The 15,987-nt window shown below is 73.9% G+C and carries 14 protein-coding genes and 1 pseudogene; 9 read left to right on the top strand and 6 right to left on the bottom strand.

What is annotated here, in order from left to right; all coding sequences use genetic code 11:
• Nucleotides 1-109: 109 nt before the first annotated feature.
• The 9 genes from Mco01_RS14745 (at nt 110) to Mco01_RS14705 (ending at nt 9,687) form a co-directional block, all read left to right on the top strand.
• Nucleotides 110-529 carry an SgcJ/EcaC family oxidoreductase gene (locus tag Mco01_RS14745; protein WP_204057456.1) on the top strand — a complete coding sequence of 140 codons (420 nt, stop codon included), beginning with the start codon at nt 110-112 and terminating at the stop codon, nt 527-529.
• A gap of 34 nt (nt 530-563) precedes the next feature.
• Nucleotides 564-2,063, top strand: coding sequence for an FAD-binding monooxygenase (locus tag Mco01_RS14740; RefSeq protein WP_204057455.1), 1,500 nt, complete (start codon nt 564-566; stop codon nt 2,061-2,063).
• A 303-nt stretch (nt 2,064-2,366) separates the two neighbouring features.
• Nucleotides 2,367-3,524, top strand: a complete 1,158-nt coding sequence (locus tag Mco01_RS14735) for an epoxide hydrolase family protein (RefSeq protein ID WP_204057454.1) — start codon at nt 2,367-2,369, stop codon at nt 3,522-3,524.
• A 43-nt stretch (nt 3,525-3,567) separates the two neighbouring features.
• Complete coding sequence (locus Mco01_RS14730) at nt 3,568-5,187, top strand: outer membrane protein assembly factor BamB family protein (protein WP_204057453.1); 1,620 nt, start codon at nt 3,568-3,570, stop codon at nt 5,185-5,187.
• A gap of 241 nt (nt 5,188-5,428) precedes the next feature.
• Nucleotides 5,429-6,589, top strand: coding sequence for an inositol-3-phosphate synthase (locus tag Mco01_RS14725; RefSeq protein WP_204057452.1), 1,161 nt, complete (start codon nt 5,429-5,431; stop codon nt 6,587-6,589).
• A gap of 93 nt (nt 6,590-6,682) precedes the next feature.
• Nucleotides 6,683-8,020: a PQQ-dependent sugar dehydrogenase gene (locus Mco01_RS14720; protein ID WP_204057451.1), complete on the top strand. Its 1,338-nt coding sequence runs from the start codon at nt 6,683-6,685 to the stop codon at nt 8,018-8,020.
• A gap of 135 nt (nt 8,021-8,155) precedes the next feature.
• On the top strand, nt 8,156-8,884 hold the full coding sequence (locus tag Mco01_RS14715) for a DUF2306 domain-containing protein (protein WP_204057450.1): 729 nt from the start codon (nt 8,156-8,158) through the stop codon (nt 8,882-8,884).
• A 120-nt stretch (nt 8,885-9,004) separates the two neighbouring features.
• The gene (locus Mco01_RS14710) at nt 9,005-9,238 is read left to right on the top strand and encodes a ribbon-helix-helix domain-containing protein (RefSeq protein WP_204057449.1); all 234 of its coding nucleotides are present in this window, start codon (nt 9,005-9,007) and stop codon (nt 9,236-9,238) included.
• Nucleotides 9,235-9,687 carry a hypothetical protein gene (locus Mco01_RS14705; protein ID WP_204057448.1) on the top strand — a complete coding sequence of 151 codons (453 nt, stop codon included), beginning with the start codon at nt 9,235-9,237 and terminating at the stop codon, nt 9,685-9,687. Before Mco01_RS14710 ends, Mco01_RS14705 begins: the two co-directional genes overlap by 4 nt.
• An 11-nt stretch (nt 9,688-9,698) precedes the next feature.
• On the opposite strand, the gene Mco01_RS14700 is transcribed toward Mco01_RS14705, so the two are convergent.
• From Mco01_RS14700 to Mco01_RS14680, 6 genes and pseudogenes are all read right to left on the bottom strand, one after another.
• Entirely contained in the window at nt 9,699-10,316 is a 618-nt protein-coding gene (locus tag Mco01_RS14700) for an anthranilate synthase component II (RefSeq protein WP_204057447.1), read from the bottom strand.
• 125 nt (nt 10,317-10,441) lie between these two features.
• Nucleotides 10,442-11,686 (bottom strand): cytochrome P450, encoded by a 1,245-nt coding sequence (locus Mco01_RS14695; protein WP_204057446.1) that lies wholly within the window; start codon nt 11,684-11,686, stop codon nt 10,442-10,444.
• Between the two features lie 132 nt (nt 11,687-11,818).
• Nucleotides 11,819-12,667 carry an alpha/beta fold hydrolase gene (locus tag Mco01_RS14690; protein WP_204057445.1) on the bottom strand — a complete coding sequence of 283 codons (849 nt, stop codon included), beginning with the start codon at nt 12,665-12,667 and terminating at the stop codon, nt 11,819-11,821.
• A gap of 326 nt (nt 12,668-12,993) precedes the next feature.
• Nucleotides 12,994-13,121: pseudogene (locus tag Mco01_RS40200) on the bottom strand (IS256 family transposase); the annotation flags it as partial.
• 179 nt (nt 13,122-13,300) lie between these two features.
• The gene (locus Mco01_RS14685) at nt 13,301-14,308 is read right to left on the bottom strand and encodes a zinc-dependent alcohol dehydrogenase family protein (protein WP_204057444.1); all 1,008 of its coding nucleotides are present in this window, start codon (nt 14,306-14,308) and stop codon (nt 13,301-13,303) included.
• 89 nt (nt 14,309-14,397) lie between these two features.
• A complete protein-coding gene (locus Mco01_RS14680) occupies nt 14,398-15,984 on the bottom strand; it encodes an anthranilate synthase component I family protein (protein ID WP_204057443.1) in 1,587 nt (528 codons plus the stop codon).
• Between the last annotated feature and the right edge of the window lie 3 nt (nt 15,985-15,987).

The following is a 15,987-nucleotide window of genomic DNA, read 5'->3' as shown; positions in this document are numbered from 1 at the left end:
CGATTCAAAAGTCAGGATCGGCGAACGGAAACGCGACCCGACCGCCTTTCCCCGGATTCCCTGCAGGCGAACTCCTTTCGCGTGCGCGCCAACACTCCTGGAGGCAGAGATGCCCGTGAACTCGCCGACCACCGTGGCGGTCGAGGCGACCGCGGCGGCGGCCGTCCCCCAGCGCGTCATCGCGGCGTGGGCCGACAACGACGCCGCCGGCTTCGCCTCGGTCTTCACCGAGCACGCCACCATGATCCTTCCCGGTGACGTCTTCGTGACCGGGCGCGACCGGATCCGGGCCTACATGGAGGCCGCCTACGCCGGGCCGTACGCCGGCAGCCGCGTGACGGGGACGCCCCTGGCCATCCGCCGCCTGTCCGACGACCTCGTCCTCATGATCACCCGTGGCGGCGTCATCGAGGCCGGCCAGACAGAGCTCGCCCCCGGCAAGGCCGTCCGCGCGTCGTGGCTGCTCGCCCGCGTGGACGGCGAGTGGCTGGTGACGGCCTACCAGAACACGCCCATCAGCGCTTTCTGACCGGACCGCGACACGGATTGAGGAGGTGACCGCGATGGGTGCCCGAGCCGGCGACCGCGTCGTGGTGCTCGGCGGGAGCATGGGGGGCCTGCTGGCCGCCCGGGTGCTCTCCGAGAGCTTCGCCGAGGTTCTCCTGGTGGACCGCGACGCGCTGCTGGGGGTCTCCGGCCCCCGCCGCGGCGTCCCCCACGGCCGCCACGCCCACGGACTGGTGGCGCGCGGCCACGAGATCCTCGAAAGCCAGTTCCCTGGGCTCACCGCCGAGCTCGAGGCCGCCGGCGTGCGGCCCGGGGACTTCAACGGGGACATCCGCTGGTACTTCAACGGCCAGCGGGTCAAGCCGGCCCACTCGGGGCTGCTGTCGGTGCCGGCGACGCGGCCGGTGCTGGAGCACCACCTGCGCGAGCGGGTGCGGGCCATCCCGAACGTCCGTTTCCTGGAGCGGCACGACATCCTGGGCCTGGCGACGACGCCGGGCGGCGGGCGTGTATTGGGCGCCCGGGTGCAGCCGCAGGGCGGCGGCGGGGATCCGCTGGTCCTGGACGCGGACCTGGTCGTCGACACGACGGGGCGCGGCTCCCGCACCCCCGTCTGGCTGGAGGAGCTCGGCTACGGGCGTCCCGAGGAGGACCGGGTCAAGATCGACCTCGCGTACACCACCCGCCACTACCGGGTCGACGTCGACCCCTTCGGCAGCGACCTCGCGATGATCCCGGCCGCCACGCCCGCCCACCCGCGCGGCGCCTTCTACTACCGCCTCCCGGGGAACGACGGCCTGCTGGAGCTGTCGCTCACGGGCATCCTCGGCGACCACCCGCCGACCGACCCCGACGGCTTCCTGGAGTTCGTCCGCTCGCTGCCGATCCCGGACATCTACCTGTCGGTGCGCGACGCCGAGCCGGTCGACGACCCGGTGATGTTCAAGTACCCGGTCAGCGTGTGGCGGCACTACGAGCGGCTGACCCGCTTCCCTGAGCGGCTGCTGGTCATGGGCGACGCGGTGTGCAGCTTCAACCCGATCTACGCCCAGGGCATGACGGTCGCCGCGCTGGAGTCGCTGGTGCTGCGCCGCCATCTGAGCGAGGGGTCCCTGCCCGACCCGCGCGCCTTCTTCCGCGACATCGCCCGCGAGATCGCCTCGCCCTGGGAGCTGTCGGCCGGCGCCGACCTCGGCTACGCCGGCGTCGAGGGCCGCAGGACGCCGAAGGTCCGGCTGATCAACGCCTACGTCTCCCGGCTGCAGCGGGCCGCCGTCCACGACAGCGCGCTCGGCAACGCGTTCATCCGGGTGGCCGGCCTCATCGACCCGCCGCAGGCGCTGCTGCGCCCCGGCACCGTGCTCCGCGTGCTGCGGCACGGCGGCCGGGCCCCCGAGCCGGCCGTCGCGACGGAGCCCGCCGCCCAGCCGGTCGACCAGCTCGCTGCGCAGCCGGTCGCCCAGCCGGTCGCGCAGCCCGACGTCCCGTCCGGGCAGGACGGCACGCGGTCCGCGTCCCCGGCGTCCACGGCGTCCACGGCGGGCCGGGGGGCCTGAACCCCCTCGCCCGTGCCCTCGCCATCCCGGCGCACCGGCCTCCGCCGGTGCGCCGCGGCCGTGCCCCAGCCTCCCCGAACCAGCCCTCCCCGAACCAGCCCCAGCCCTCCCCGAACCAGCCCTCAGCCCCAGCCCCCCGGCTCAGCCCTCAGTCCCCAGCCCCGCCCCGGGCGTGCCCGCGGCCGGCCGGGTCCCGGCCGCAGCCGCTCGCAGCCGTACCCCCGCCGGCGTGGCTGCGAACCGCCACCCCCGGCCGGTCACGGCCGGCCCCACCGCCGGCGGACGTGACCGAAAGGCAGTCAGATGCGTCCCTTCCGAATCGACATCCCCGAGGCGGACCTCGACGACCTCCGGCGCCGGATCGCCGCCACCCGCTGGCCCAGCGAGGTGCCCGGCGTGGGCTGGGACCGCGGCGTTCCCGTGGACTACCTCAAGGAGCTGGCCGAGTACTGGCGCACCGAGTTCGACTGGCGGGCCGCCGAGGCCCGGCTGAACCGGTACCCGCAGTTCATCACCGAGATCGACGGGGTCGACGTGCACTTCCTGCACGTCCGTTCGCCGGAGCCGGACGCGGTCCCGCTGATCGTGACGCACGGCTGGCCCGGCTCGGTCGCCGAGTTCCTCGACGTCATCGGCCCGCTGACGGACCCGGCCGCGCACGGCGGCGACCCCCGCGACGCGTTCCACCTGGTCATCCCGTCGATCCCCGGGTACGGATTCTCCGGCCCCACCGGCCAGACCGGCTGGGACGTCCGCCACGTGGCGCGGGCCTGGGCCGAGCTGATGCGCCGTCTCGGGTACGACCGCTACGCCGTCCAGGGCGGCGACTGGGGCATGGCCATCTCGCTGGAGCTCGGCCTCGCCGACCCCGAGCACGTGGCCGGCGTGCACGTCAACATGTTCGTCACGTTCCCCCCGGACGACCCGTCGGCGTTCGCCGAGCTGGACGACACCGACAACGCCAGGCTCGGGTTCGCGCTGCGCTTCCAGCAGGACGGCATGGGCTGGCAGCGCATCCAGTCGACCCGCCCGCAGACCCTGTCGTACGGGCTCACCGACTCGCCCGTGGGGCAGCTCGCCTGGATCGTCGAGAAGTTCAAGGAGTGGACCGACTCGGACAAGGCGCCCGAGGACGCGGTCGACCGCGACCACCTGCTGACGAACGTCACCATCTACTGGCTCACCGCGACCGCGGGCTCCAGCGCCCAGCTCTACTACGAGTCGGCCCGCGGCGACGAGGCGTTCGTCACGACGTGGGGCGGGCCGTGGCCGCTCCGCGCGCCCGTCGGCGTGGCCGTCTTCCCCCACGACGCCGCGCTGCCGATCCGGCGGTGGGCCGACCGGCTGCTGCCGACGCTCGCCCACTGGACCGAGTTCGACCGCGGGGGCCACTTCGCCGCGATGGAGCAGCCGGAGCTGCTCGTCGAGGACGTGCGGGCGTTCGTCCGCCCGCTGCGCTGACTCCCGGCGGAACCACGCCGGGTTCGTTCACAAGGGAGAACACGTGGACACCATAGGAACAGGACCGGCCCCCGACCCCGCGCCACGGCGGCGCGGGCGGCGGCGCAGGATCGCCCTGGCCGCGCTCGTCGCGCTCGCGGTCCTGCCCGCGGTCGCGGCGGCCCGGCCGGGCGCCGCCGCCTCGCACGCGGCGGGCACGAGCGCCGCGGCCTCGCTGCCGGCCACGGACGCCCCGCCGGAGTGGGGCTCGACCGCCGGCGTCTGGGCCGGGCACAACTACGACCTCGCCAACACCCGCGCGACCAAGCGGACGTCCATCACGTCGAAGAACGTCGCCGGGCTCAAGGTGAAGTGGCGCTTCGCGCTCGACAGCAACGAGTTCTTCGGCACGTTCTCGTCCAACCCCATCGTCGTGGGCGGGACGGTCTACCTGATCGACCTCAACAGCAAGGTGTCCGCGCTCGACCAGGCCACCGGCCGGGTCAAGTGGCAGCGCTCCTTCGACAGCCCGAACGTCGGCCCCAACGGCGTGGCCTACGGCTGGGGGCTGCTGTTCGGCACCACCCACACCGGCGTCTTCGCGCTCGACCCGCGCACCGGCGCGACGGTGTGGTCGCGCGAGCTGGTCAAGGAGGGTGACGGAGGCGTCGACATCGCGCCGCAGCTGTACGACCGCACCGTGGTGGTCAGCACCGTGCCGTCCACCCTCACGACGTACGCCCCCGGCTCGATGGGCACGGTCTGGGCCTTCGACGCCGCCACCGGCACGCCGAAGTGGTCGTTCAACACGATCAAGGACGGCTACCTGTGGGGCCACCCCGAGATCAACAGCGGCGGCGGCCTGTGGTTCCCGCCGGGCGTCGACGACCGGGGCCGGGTGTTCGTCGCGGTCGGCGACCCCGCGCCGTTCCCGGGCACGTCTGAGTACCCGAACGGCGCGAGCCGCCCCGGGCCGAACCTCTACACCAACTCGCTCGTCGCCCTCGACGGCAAGACGGGCAAGGTGCTGTGGTACCAGCAGGTCGCCCCGCACGACCTGCGCGACTACGACCTGCACATCTCGCCGATCATCACCTACGCCACGCTCAACGGCGTGCGGACGGAGGTCGTGGTGGTCGCCGGCAAGATGGGCTCGGTGCACGCCTACCGGGCCGACGACGGCAAGCCGCTGTGGTCGCTGCCGGTCGGCAGGCACCAGAACGACACCGGGCCGCTGCCGGACCAGCCCGTGCAGGTCTACCCCGGCATCTTCGGCGGCGTCCAGACGCCGATGTCGGTCTCGGACGGCCGGCTGTTCGTGCCGTGGGTGGACGCGTCGTCCCCCATGAGCTCGACCAGCTACGACTTCCCCGACCTCGCCTCGGGCACGGGCGGCATCCTCGCCGTGGACGTGGCCACCGGCAAGGTGCTGTGGAAGCGCGACCTGCCGTCGGAGAACTTCGGCGCCGCGACCGTCGCCAACGACGTCGTGTTCACCAGCACCTACGACGGCACGATCTACGGGCTGGACGTGCGGACCGGCAAGACGCTGTGGAGCACCACGACCAAGGCGGGGATCAACTCGTTCCCCGCCGTGGTGGGCGACACGCTCTACATCGGGGCGGCCTCGCCGATCTTCTTCGACCAGCCGGTGCCCGAGTTCCTCGCGTACTCGCTGTCCTGACCCCGTCTCCTCCCGGCGCGTGGCGGGCCTCCCATCGTGGGGGCCCGCCACGCCCGCGTCCGGGCCCGCGTCCGAGCCCGCGCCCGCGAGCCCGCCGACGCGGGCGGGAGAGCACGCTGGGAGAAGGCGTCGCGATCATCCTGATGCACGCTGGGTGGGTGGCGGTCCGCCAACGGCGCCGGACCCCTTCCCATCGGGCGGAACGCCCCGGACGACCGGCTCCCCGGCTGGAGGTCTTCTCATGCGGACAGGTGTCTGGCTCGTCGGGGCGCGCGGCTCGGTCGCGGTGACCACGGTCGTGGGCGCGGCGGCGCTCGCCCGCGGCCTGCGGCCCCCGGTGGGCTGCGTGACGGACTCGCCGCAGTTCTCCTCCGTGCCCCTGCCGGCGTACGGGGACCTCGTCTTCGGCGGCCACGACGTGGCCGGCGTCCCGCTGCGGGAGCGCGCCGAGCGCCTGGCGCTGGACGGGGTGGTCCCGGCCGGCCTGCCCGCGGCCGTCGCCGACGACCTCGACGCCGCCGAGGCGCGTGTGCGGCCCGGCGTGGACGGCGCGGACCGGCGTTCCCAGGCGGAGCAGGTCGCCGGCCTCGCCGCGGACCTGGCCGCGTTCCGCGAGCGCGAGGGCCTCGGCGCCGTGGTGGTGGTGAACGTCTCCTCCACCGAGCCCCCCGCCGAGCCCCACCCGGCGACCGCCGACCTCGCGCTGCTCGACGAGGCGCTCGCCGCCGGGGTGGACGCGCTGCCGGTCAGCTCGCGCTACGCCTACGCCGCCCTGTCGGCCGGATGCGCGTACGTCGACTTCACCCCGTCGAGGGGCGCCCGGCTCGTCGCGCTCGACCAGCTCGCCCTGCGGCGCGGCGTGCCCTACGGCGGCAGCGACGGCAAGACCGGCGAGACGCTGCTGAAGACCGCGCTCGCGCCGATGTTCGCCACCAGGGCGCTGCGGGTGACCTCCTGGTCGGGCACGAACCTCCTCGGCGGCGGCGACGGCGCCACGCTCGCCGACCCGGCCGCCGCGGCCAGCAAGATCGACTCCAAGGAGCGGGTGCTCCAGGCGCTCCTCGGCCATCCCGTGAGCGGGGGCGTGCACATCCACAACGTCCCGGAGATGGGCGAGTGGAAGACCGCCTGGGACCACGTCACGTTCCAGGGGTTCCTCGGCACCCCGATGCGCATGCAGTTCACCTGGGAGGGGTGCGACTCCGCGCTGGCCGCCCCGCTCGTGCTCGACCTGGCCCGGCTGACCGCCCGGGCGCTGGCGGCGGGACGGCGTGGCTGCCTCCCCGAGCTGGCGTTCTTCTTCAAGGACCCGGCCGGCACTCAGGTCCACGGACTGGACGAGCAGCACCGGATGCTGGTCGCCTGGGCCGCCGGGCTGGCGTCCGGTCATGCGCCCGCGTGAGCTGCCGAACCCCCCGCCGCTCCCAACCGGACGGCCGTCCGTGAGGGGCCGCCGGCCCGCCTGACACCGACCCCACCTCGCAGGAGGATCACCATGTCGTGGCTGGACAGCACCACCTCCGCCAAGCTCGGCCGCGTGTCGGTCGTCGCGGACGGCCTGTCGTTCCCCAGCGCCCTCGCGTTCGACGACGACGGCGGGGCGTACGTCGCCGAGACGGGCCTGCCGTTCGGCGGCGCCGCGCCGGGCGGCCGGGTCCTGCGCGTCGAGCCGGACGGCGGCACGACCGTGCTCGCCGAGGGGCTGGGCTCCCCGGTGACCGGCCTGGTCTTCCACGACGGCTCGCTGTGGGTGTCGCAGGGCAGCGATCCGGGACGGGTGTCGCGCCTGGAGCTCGACGGCCGCGTCACCCACGTCCTCGACAACCTGCCGGGGGGCGGCAACTACCACACCAACGAGGTCGCGTTCGGCCCGGACGGCAAGATGTACTGGGGTCAGGGGGCGATGACCAACACCGGCCTGGTCGGCCTCGACGCCCTGATGATGGGCTGGCTGAAGAAGCTGCCGCACAGCGTGGACGTCCCCGGCTACGACGTCGAGCTGACGGGCGTGGCCGTCGAGACCCGCGACCCGTTCGGCGACGACCCCTCGGCCACGCTGGTCACCGGGCCGTACACGCAGTTCGGGGAGCGGCTGCCCGCCGGGACGCGCCTGCCGGGACGCACGCCGGCCACCTCCGCCGTCCTGCGCGCCAACCCGGACGGCACGGACGTCGAACTGGTGGCCTGGGGGGTGCGCAACGCGTTCGGGCTGAAGTTCCTGCCGGACGGGCGGCTGCTCGCCCTCGACCAGGGCGCCGACGACCGCGGCAGCCGCCCGGTGGCCAACGTGCCGGACTACCTGTGGGAGATCCGGCCAGGCGCGTGGTACGGCTGGCCCGACTTCATGGGCGGCGTGCCCATCACCGACCCCCGGTTCACGCCGGAGACCGGCCCGGCGCCGGGCTTCATCCTGGCCAACCACGCGGAGCTTCCCGAGCCGGAGCGCCCGCTGGCCGAGTTCCACAGCCACACGGCCGCGACGAAGTTCGACGTGGCGCCCGGCGGCGGCTTCCTGGCGGTCGCGCTGTTCGGCGACGAGACGCCGATGACGGCGGCGCCGGGCCACCCGGAGGTGGGCCGGGCGCTGACCCTCGTGCGGACCTCGGACTGGCGGCAGCACGTGCTGCTCAGCTCGGAGCTCAGCCGGCCCATCGACGTCCGGTTCCACCCCGCCGACGGCTCCCTGTGGGTGGTCGACTTCGGCTCGTTCGAGATGCGGGGCGAGCCCGGCGGCGTCACCGTGGCGGCCGCCGGAGGCTCGGGAGCCGTCCTGCGCATGGAGGAGCCGCTCGCCTTCCCCCACACCGAGGATCTCCCCCGCCACCAGCGCTAACTGCGCAAGCAGGGAGGTGCCCGGCACCACGGGCGGGTGTGACGCTGGCCGCGTGGGCGGCTGTGCGACCGCCGGGCCGCGACGACAGCCGGAGGGGACCCCGAGGCCCGGCCAGAAGCGAGAAAGGAACCCGCCGTGACACAAGATGTGGAGACCGCCGGAGTCCAGGCCACCTGGACCCATGAGCCGCCCCAGCGGACCCGGGGCCGGGCCGCCGCGCCCCGCGAGCGGGTCCCGTGGTGGCGCGGCGCGTGGGCCGTCGCCTTCGCGGTGCTCGTCGTGTTCAACCTGATCTGGGCGCTGCCGACGTATCTCACGTTCGACCCTGCCCTGTCCCGGATCCCGCTGAGCCCGAACTTCCCCGGGCACCTGCACTACCCCACCGTGGTGATCCACGCGATCACCGGCAACGTGACGATGGTGACGGGCTTCCTGCAGCTCCTGCCGTGGCTGCGCCGCAGGAGCGTCCGGTTCCACCGGGTGAGCGGGTGGCTGTACGTCTTCGCCGGAGCCCTGCCGGCCGCCCTGCTGGGCCTCGCGCTGCTGCCCTTCTCCCAGGCCCCCACGGGCCGCGTCGGGCTGTTCGGGATGGCCGTGGCCTGGATCGTCACGACCGTGCAGGGCTACCGGATGCAGCGAGCCCACCGGTACGCCGAGCACCGCCGCTGGATGTACTACAGCTTCGCGCTCGCCCTCGGCACCTCGTGGGGCCGGGTCGTCGTGATCTTCATGGGGATCACGGGCGTCCAGTTCGACATGATGCTGTTCCTGGAGGCCATCTCCTGGGGCTGGGTCCTCAACGTCCTGGTCGCCAAGTGGCTGGTGGAGCGCCGGCGCCGCCGCCCCGCCAGGGCGGCCGCCTGACCGCCTCCGTGTCCCGGGAAGGGGCGTCCGTCCACACCGGCGGGCGCCCCTTCCGCCGTCCCGGGGCCTCTTCCCGGGAACCGGTGGACCGGCCGGGTATGACTGAGTACTCTCCCAAGTATGACCAAGAAGATTACGATCTCTTTGCCCGACGAGCTGGCCGACGAGGCGCAGGCGTCGGGCAACGCCTCGGCGTACATCGCCGCGGCGCTCCGGGAGCGCCGCCGCATCCAGGACGACCTGGCCATCATGGCCGATTTATGGGGTCCCGGCTGGCAGGACGGCATCGGTGACGAGGACCGCGCCCGGGCGGCCCGCCTCTTCGGCGGCGACGCCACGGCGGACGCCGCGTGAGCGACCCCGTCCCACCGGCGGGCGTCCTGTCCGGCCACGTGCTGGACCTCGACGCCGTCGTCCACCTCATCGAGGGAAAGAGCATGTACGGCCGGGTCGTGGTGCTGCAGTCCTCCGCCCACGGCGTCACCCTCCTCGTCCCCGCGCTGGCGGTCCAGGTCCTGTCCCTGGGCCCGATCCAGCCCCGTCTCGAACGCTTCCTCCGCATGTCCATGGTGGTGACCGGCGCCCTGTCCCCCGACGACGCCGTGGCCGGCGGCCCGTACGCCCAGGCCATCATGGCGAGCCTGCGCCGGCACCGGCCGGCCGCCGCCGCCGACGCCCAGCTGCCCGAGGTCCTCGTCGCCGCCCACGCGGCCGTCCACGCCGTACGGCGGGGCTGGCGGATCGTCACCACCACGCCGTACCTGTACGAGGGGCTCGACGTGCGGCTGGAGATCCTGCCCTGAGGCCCGCGCACTCAGGCGGCCACGGCGCGGCTCCAGGCGGGGAAGCCCGCGTGGGCCCGGACGAAGTTGCCGATGATGCGCATGCCGCCCTCGGTGCAGATGCTCTCGGGGTGGAACTGCACCGACTCGATCGGCAGCCAGCGGTGCCGCAGCCCCATCACGTACCCGTCGTCGAGCGACCGGGCGCTCACCTCCAGGCAGGACGGCACGCTGTCCTCCTCGACCACGAGCGAGTGGTACCGGGTGGCCGGGAAGGGGTCGGGCATCCCGGTGAACAGGCCGCGCCCGTCGTGCCGGATGGGGCTCGTCTTGCCGTGCATCAGGTGCTGCGCCCGCGCGATCGTCGCGCCGTACGCCAGCCCGATCGCCTGGTGGCCGAGGCAGACGCCCAGGATCGGCACCTCTCCCCCGTAGGCCCGCACGATCTCGACGTGGCCGGACTCCGACGGGTGGCCGGGGCCGGGGCCGAGCAGCACCGCGTCCGGGCGCATCCACCGCACGTCGTCGAGGTCGAGCTCGTTCGAGCGGACCATCACCGGCTCGGCGCCGGCGGACATCAGGTACTGCCGGATGATGTAGACGAAGCTGTCGAAGGCGTCCACCACGAGGATCGTCGGTGCGTCGGTCATTGTCGCCGTCCTTGTCGTCGGGGGCCGCGGGTGTTCCCGCATCCCCACTGTGCGGCACGGACGGCCGGCGATCCGGACACGCGGCACTCAGCAAGTTGACGCGCGGTGACCTGTTCCTGCCAGGCCTATCGGACGGACACGGGGAACCGCTCGAACCCGGGCACGACCAGGCGGTTCCGGTAGGCGGGGGCGCCGGCCGGGGCGATGCCGGGGAAGCGGCGCAGCAGCCGGGGCAGCGCCACCGACGCCTCCATGCGGGCGAGGCCGGCGCCGACGCACAGGTGCACGCCTCCCCCGAAGCTCAGCGGCCGGTTGTCCGGCCGTTCCGGGTCGAACCGATGCGGATCGGGGTGACGGCGGGGGTCGCGGTTGCAGGCGGCCAGCAGGAGCAGCAGCTTCGTCCCCTCGGGCACCGGCGTGCCCATGAGGTCGAACGGCGCGCCCGCCCAGCGGCTGGTGGCCTGGACGGGCGGCTCGACCCGCAGCGTCTCCTCGACGTACGCGGCGGCGAACCCGGGCTCCCCCTCCCGCAGCCGCGCCGCGTGCGCCGGGTGCTCGAAGGCCAGGCGCAGCGCGTGGCCCAGCAGGTTCGTGGTGGTGTCGAAGCCGGCCACCAGCAGCAGCACGAGGTTGCCGATCAGCTCGTCGCCGCTGAGCCGGTCGCCGTCGTCGTCGTGGACCCGCACCAGCGCGCTCAGCATGTCGTCCGCCGGGCGGCGGCGCCGCTCCTCGACGAGAGCCGTGAAGTACGCCGACAGCTCGTCCATGGCGGCGTCCGCGCGGGCGAGCCGGGACAGGTCGGTGAGGCCCTCGAGGGCCAGGGTCACCTCGGCCGCCGCGGCGCGGAACCACACCTGGTCGTCCTCCGGGACGCCCAGCAGCACCCCGATGACCGCGACCGGCAGCCGGAAGGCGAACTCCGCCATGAAGTCCACCGGCGTCCCTCCGGCGGCCGCCGTGTCCATGCGGTCGAGCAGCCGGTCGGTCAGCCGCTCGACGGCCGGCTGCAGGGCCGCCACCCGGCGGGCGGTGAAGGCGCCCGTCACCAGTCGGCGCAGGCGGGTGTGGTCGGGCGGGTTGGTGTAGAGCATCCAGTCGGTGAAGCCGCGCAGCGACGAGTGCGACCGCCAGCCGGGGTGCACGACGTCGTGGCTGCGCTCGTCCTGAACCCGCAGCTTGGGCTCCCTGAGAGCCCGCAGGCACTCGGCGTACCCGAGGACCGCCAGCAGGCCCTCCCCGGCCGCCACGACGCCCCCGTGGGCCCGCAGCGCGTCGTAGACCGCGTGCCGGTTCCGCCGCCCCTCACTGGACACCAGGGTCGCCATCAGCTCGGCCGGACTCCCGGCGAGCCCGGTGACGTGCTCGGCCATGCGTCTCCTTCCGCCGTACGGGCGCCCGCGCCGTCCGCCCCGGGACGAGGACGGCCCGCGGCGGGGCGCCGCGGGCCGTCGGAGTGGTCGTGGGGGGTCGTCGGGGTGGTCGTCGGGGTGGTCGTCGTCTGCTCAGTCGTTCTGCAGGATCTTGTGGAGGGTCTCGGCGAACGCGTCGGGCTGGGTGGTGAAGCCGCCGTGGTCGCCGGGGACGTCCACGATGCCCGTGCCGAGGCGGTCGGCCAGCGCGGCCGCGGCCTTCCGCGGGACCTGCCCGTCGGAGGCGTCGCCGCCCGCGATCACGACGCGCGGCTCGGCCGAGCGCACGCCCTCGACGTCGGGGGTGTGGCTCATGAACGAGCTCCACACGTGCTTGAAGAAGAAGTCGGCGTTGGCCTCGAACCGAGCCATGGCGGCGAGCATCTCGGGGTCGGGCTCGCCCTGCTGCTCCCACTCGCCGCCGTCGCCCTCCTCGGGGCCGCCGAGGCCCATGCCCTCGCCGAAGCGGCCCATGGCGGCGCCCCAGCCGGCGGCCGCGTAGATGTCGGAGATCTCCTGTGTGAAGGCCGCCCAGTGGTCGGCGTCGGGCAGCAGGACCACCGCCGGCGGCTCGTGCGCGACCAGCGCCCGCACCTGCTCGGGGTGGCGGGTCAGCAGGTCGAGCGCGACCAGGGCGCCGCCGCTGGCGCCGAACACGTAGGCCGGCTCGCTCGTGACGGCCGACAGCAGCCGGTGGGCGTCGTCGGCGTGGACCTCGATCCGCTGGTCCTCGGCCGGGCCGTCCAGCGTGCTGCGCGACAGGCCGCGCGCGTCGTACGTCACGACCGTGTACCGGTCGGACAGGGCCTCCGCGAGGCCGCCGAACATGGCGGCGTCGCCGGGGGCGCCGGGGATCAGCAGGAGCACGGGTCCGTCGCCCCGCACCTCGTAGTACAGGCTCGCGCCCGGAACCTGCAGCGTGTCCGTCTTCGTCGCGCTCATCGAGTCGCCTCCTGGTTACGTTTGTCGTGTCGGAGCCACCGCCCTGGGGCTCCTCGCTCGTCTGCGTGTCGTTCGGCTACCGGACGTCGCTCCGGGCGCCTCCTCCGTATGTGGGTCGGAGCGGGCCGGCGGTTCTCGACATCCGGGGCGCGATCGGTGAGGCCCAATCGCGACTGATTTCCGCGACGCCGTGGGAGTGGGGCCCGGCGGCCCGCCGGGACGGGCTCTCACCTGGTGCGCGCTCGCCCGCGGTCACTCTCCGTCACTGAGTTTATCGGCCGGGGAGCCTCCGGGGTTCTTCCAGAATGCTCAGTCGACCGATCGGCGGTCTTGTGAACCCGGCACCTCTGCTCGCGAGTGTCAGTGAAGACCTCGCGCAGCGCCGTCAAGAACCCGAGTGGCCATCGCCGGCCGCCGGCACGGGCGCGCGCATGCCCCGCCAACTCAGCTGTAGAGCCGTTGACGTCGGCTTCCAGCGTGGCGGCCAGGGTGCTGCCGCCCACGACGTGCATGGCGGACCGGCAGCTCAGCGCACAGCGGTATAGGCCGGGTATAGGTTGCGCGACCACCTGCACTGATGCGCGGTCTGTTCTCTGCGGCCGTCCGACGGACGCGGCCGCGAGTTGCGATCGGTCAGTCCGCCACGATGACGACCTTGCCCAGGTGGCGGCCGGACTCGAGGTGGCGGTACGCGGCGACCGCGTCGGAGAACGGGAACGACCGGTCGACGAGCGGGCGGAGCCGGTGCAGCCCGATCGCCCGGTTCATCGCCTCGAACGCCTCCCGGCTGCCGACGTGCAGCCCCTGCACGATCAGTGCCTTGCGCAGCAACGGGACCGGGTCGATGCCCTGTCCGGGGCTCAGCACGCCGACGACGCTCACCCGGCCGCCGGTGCGGGCGGCCCTGATCGACTGCGGCAGCGTGCCCCCGCCGCCGACGTCGATGACGTGGTCGACCCCGCCGTCCGTGAGGTCGTGGACGTACCGGCCCCAGTCGCGCACACGGGCGTGGTTGACGCCGTGGGCCGCGCCCAGCGCGAGCAGCCGCTCCAGCTTCGCGTCGCTGCCCGACGTGGCGACCACCTCCGCGCCGGCCAGCGACGCGAACTGCAGCGCGAACACCGACACTCCGCCGCTGCCCAGCGTGAGGACCCGCTGCCCGGGGCCGAGCCCGCCCTGCACCACGAGGCACTGCCACGCCGTGACCGCCGCGCAGGGCAGCGTGGCCGCCTCCGCGTCGTCCAGGTGGTCGGGGGTCGCGACGATAGCCTCCTCGTCGAAGGCCACGTACTCGGCCAGGACGCCGTCCACGGTGCCCCCGAGCGCCCTCGCGAGCCTGGCCGCGGTGACCGGGCCGCCGAGCCACCCGGGCAGGAACACGCCGGTGACCCGGTCGCCCACCTTCCACCGCGTCGCCTCCGGGCCGGTCTCCACCACCTCCCCCGCGCCGTCCGACAGCGGCACGAGGTCGGGCTTCATGCCCCGGCCGTACGCGTCGCGCGCGATGAGCAGGTCGCGGTGGTTGAGCGACCACGCGCGCATGCGGACGAGCACCTCGCGCGGCCCCGGGACGGGGACGTCGCGCTCGTCCAGGCGCAGCGCGTCGACGCCGGAGAACTGGGGCAGGTGGTAGTACCTCACGACTTCCTCTCGTCAGCCACGTCAACGATCGCTGTCAGGCTGGACGGCGCGCGAGAGCCCGGGCCGGTCCCGGCCCGGGCGTCAGGCTGTCACAGCAGTTCCCGGCCGGTCACCGCCCAGTACGCGGCGCTCGACTTGGCGAGGGTCTCGGTCCACTCGCGCTCGGCGGAGGAGTCGGCCACGACGCCCGCCGAGGCGCGCGTGCGGTAGACGCCGTCGCGGTGGATGAGGGTGCGGATGCACAGGGCGAGGTTGACGTAGCCGCCCACGTCGATGAGGCCGAGAGCGCCGGCGTACAGGCCCCTGCGGGTGGTCTCCAGCTCCTCGATGATCTCCATGGCCCGGATCTTCGGGGTGCCGGTCATGGTCCCGGCGGGGAACAGCGCGCGGATGACGTCGAACGCGTCGACTCCGCCCTCGGCCCGCCCGGTGACGGTGGACACGAGGTGCTGCACGTGGGAGTAGCGCTCGACGACCATCGTCTCCCGCACGCCGAGGCTGTCGCGGGCGCAGATGCGGCCGATGTCGTTGCGGCACAGGTCGACGAGCATGGTGTGCTCGGCGACCTCCTTCGGGTCCTCGCGCAGCCGGGCCGCCAGGGCGTCGTCCTCGGCCTCGTCGCCGTCGGCGCTTCTCGGGACCGTGCCCGCGATGGGCCGCATGGTCACGGCGCCGTCCTCCACGCGGACGAACAGCTCCGGGCTCGCCCCCACGATCGTGTGGCCGTCCACCGACGTCAGGTACATGTACGGCGAGGCGTTGCGCGCGCGCAGCCGGAGGTAGACGTCGAGCGGGTCGGCGGCGCTCGCGACGGTCAGCTCGTGGCCGATCTGCACCTGGTAGATGTCGCCCACCGCGATGTGCTTCAGGCATCGCTCCACGTTGCGCGCGAACCGGGCGGCATCGGTGTCGTCGTACATCCACGCCTCGGGAACGGGGGCCGGAACCGGCTCGGGATGGGTGTGGTCCGCGTCGCCGACGAGGGCGGCGATCTCGGCGGGATCGAGCGCCGGCCAGGCCGGGCACTCGTGCAGCAGCAGTTCCGACCGGCCGGTGGCCAGGTCGACGACGAGACAGCCCCGGTGGAGCACCAGGTAGACGTCCGCCATGCCGCCGTCGCCCTCGATGAGGTACGGCAGGTCCTCGATGTAGCGGGCGGTGTCGTAGCCGAAGTAGCCGAGGAAGCCGAACCGGAAGCGCGAGGCCGAGCCCCGGGCGTCGAACACGCCTCCCACGGCCCGCAGGACCTGCCACAGGTCGCGCGGCCGCCGCAGCCGCAGCCCGCCGCCCTCGCGACCGCCCGTCCGGGCACCCTCGGGGGCGCCCCCGTCGCCGTCCACATCGGGGTCCACATCGGGGTCCACGGCCCGGCTGTCGCCCGATTCCGCGTCGCGGTCCAGGAGCGGGCGGATCCGGGCGAGCACGGCGTCGCGGACCTCCGGCACCCCCTCGACCCGCACCACGCCGCCGGTCACCGCGACCGTCAGCAGGGCGCCGAAGCCGGTGAAGCGGTAGCGCCGGTCGCGCACCGAGCCGGCGGCCGACTCCAGCAGGAACACCTCGTCGCGGCCGAACCGCTCGGCGAGCGCGAGGTACGCGGACAGGCTGCCCGTGGGCGGCACCTCGCGGCGCGACGTGCTCACGCGCAGCGCGGCTCGGTCGATTCGCTCCCTCATGCC

This window comes from Microbispora corallina (assembly GCF_016863035.1).
In the GTDB taxonomy this organism is placed as follows: Bacteria; Actinomycetota; Actinomycetes; order Streptosporangiales; family Streptosporangiaceae; genus Microbispora; species Microbispora corallina.
This window is presented reverse-complemented; position numbering and strand designations above follow the sequence as displayed.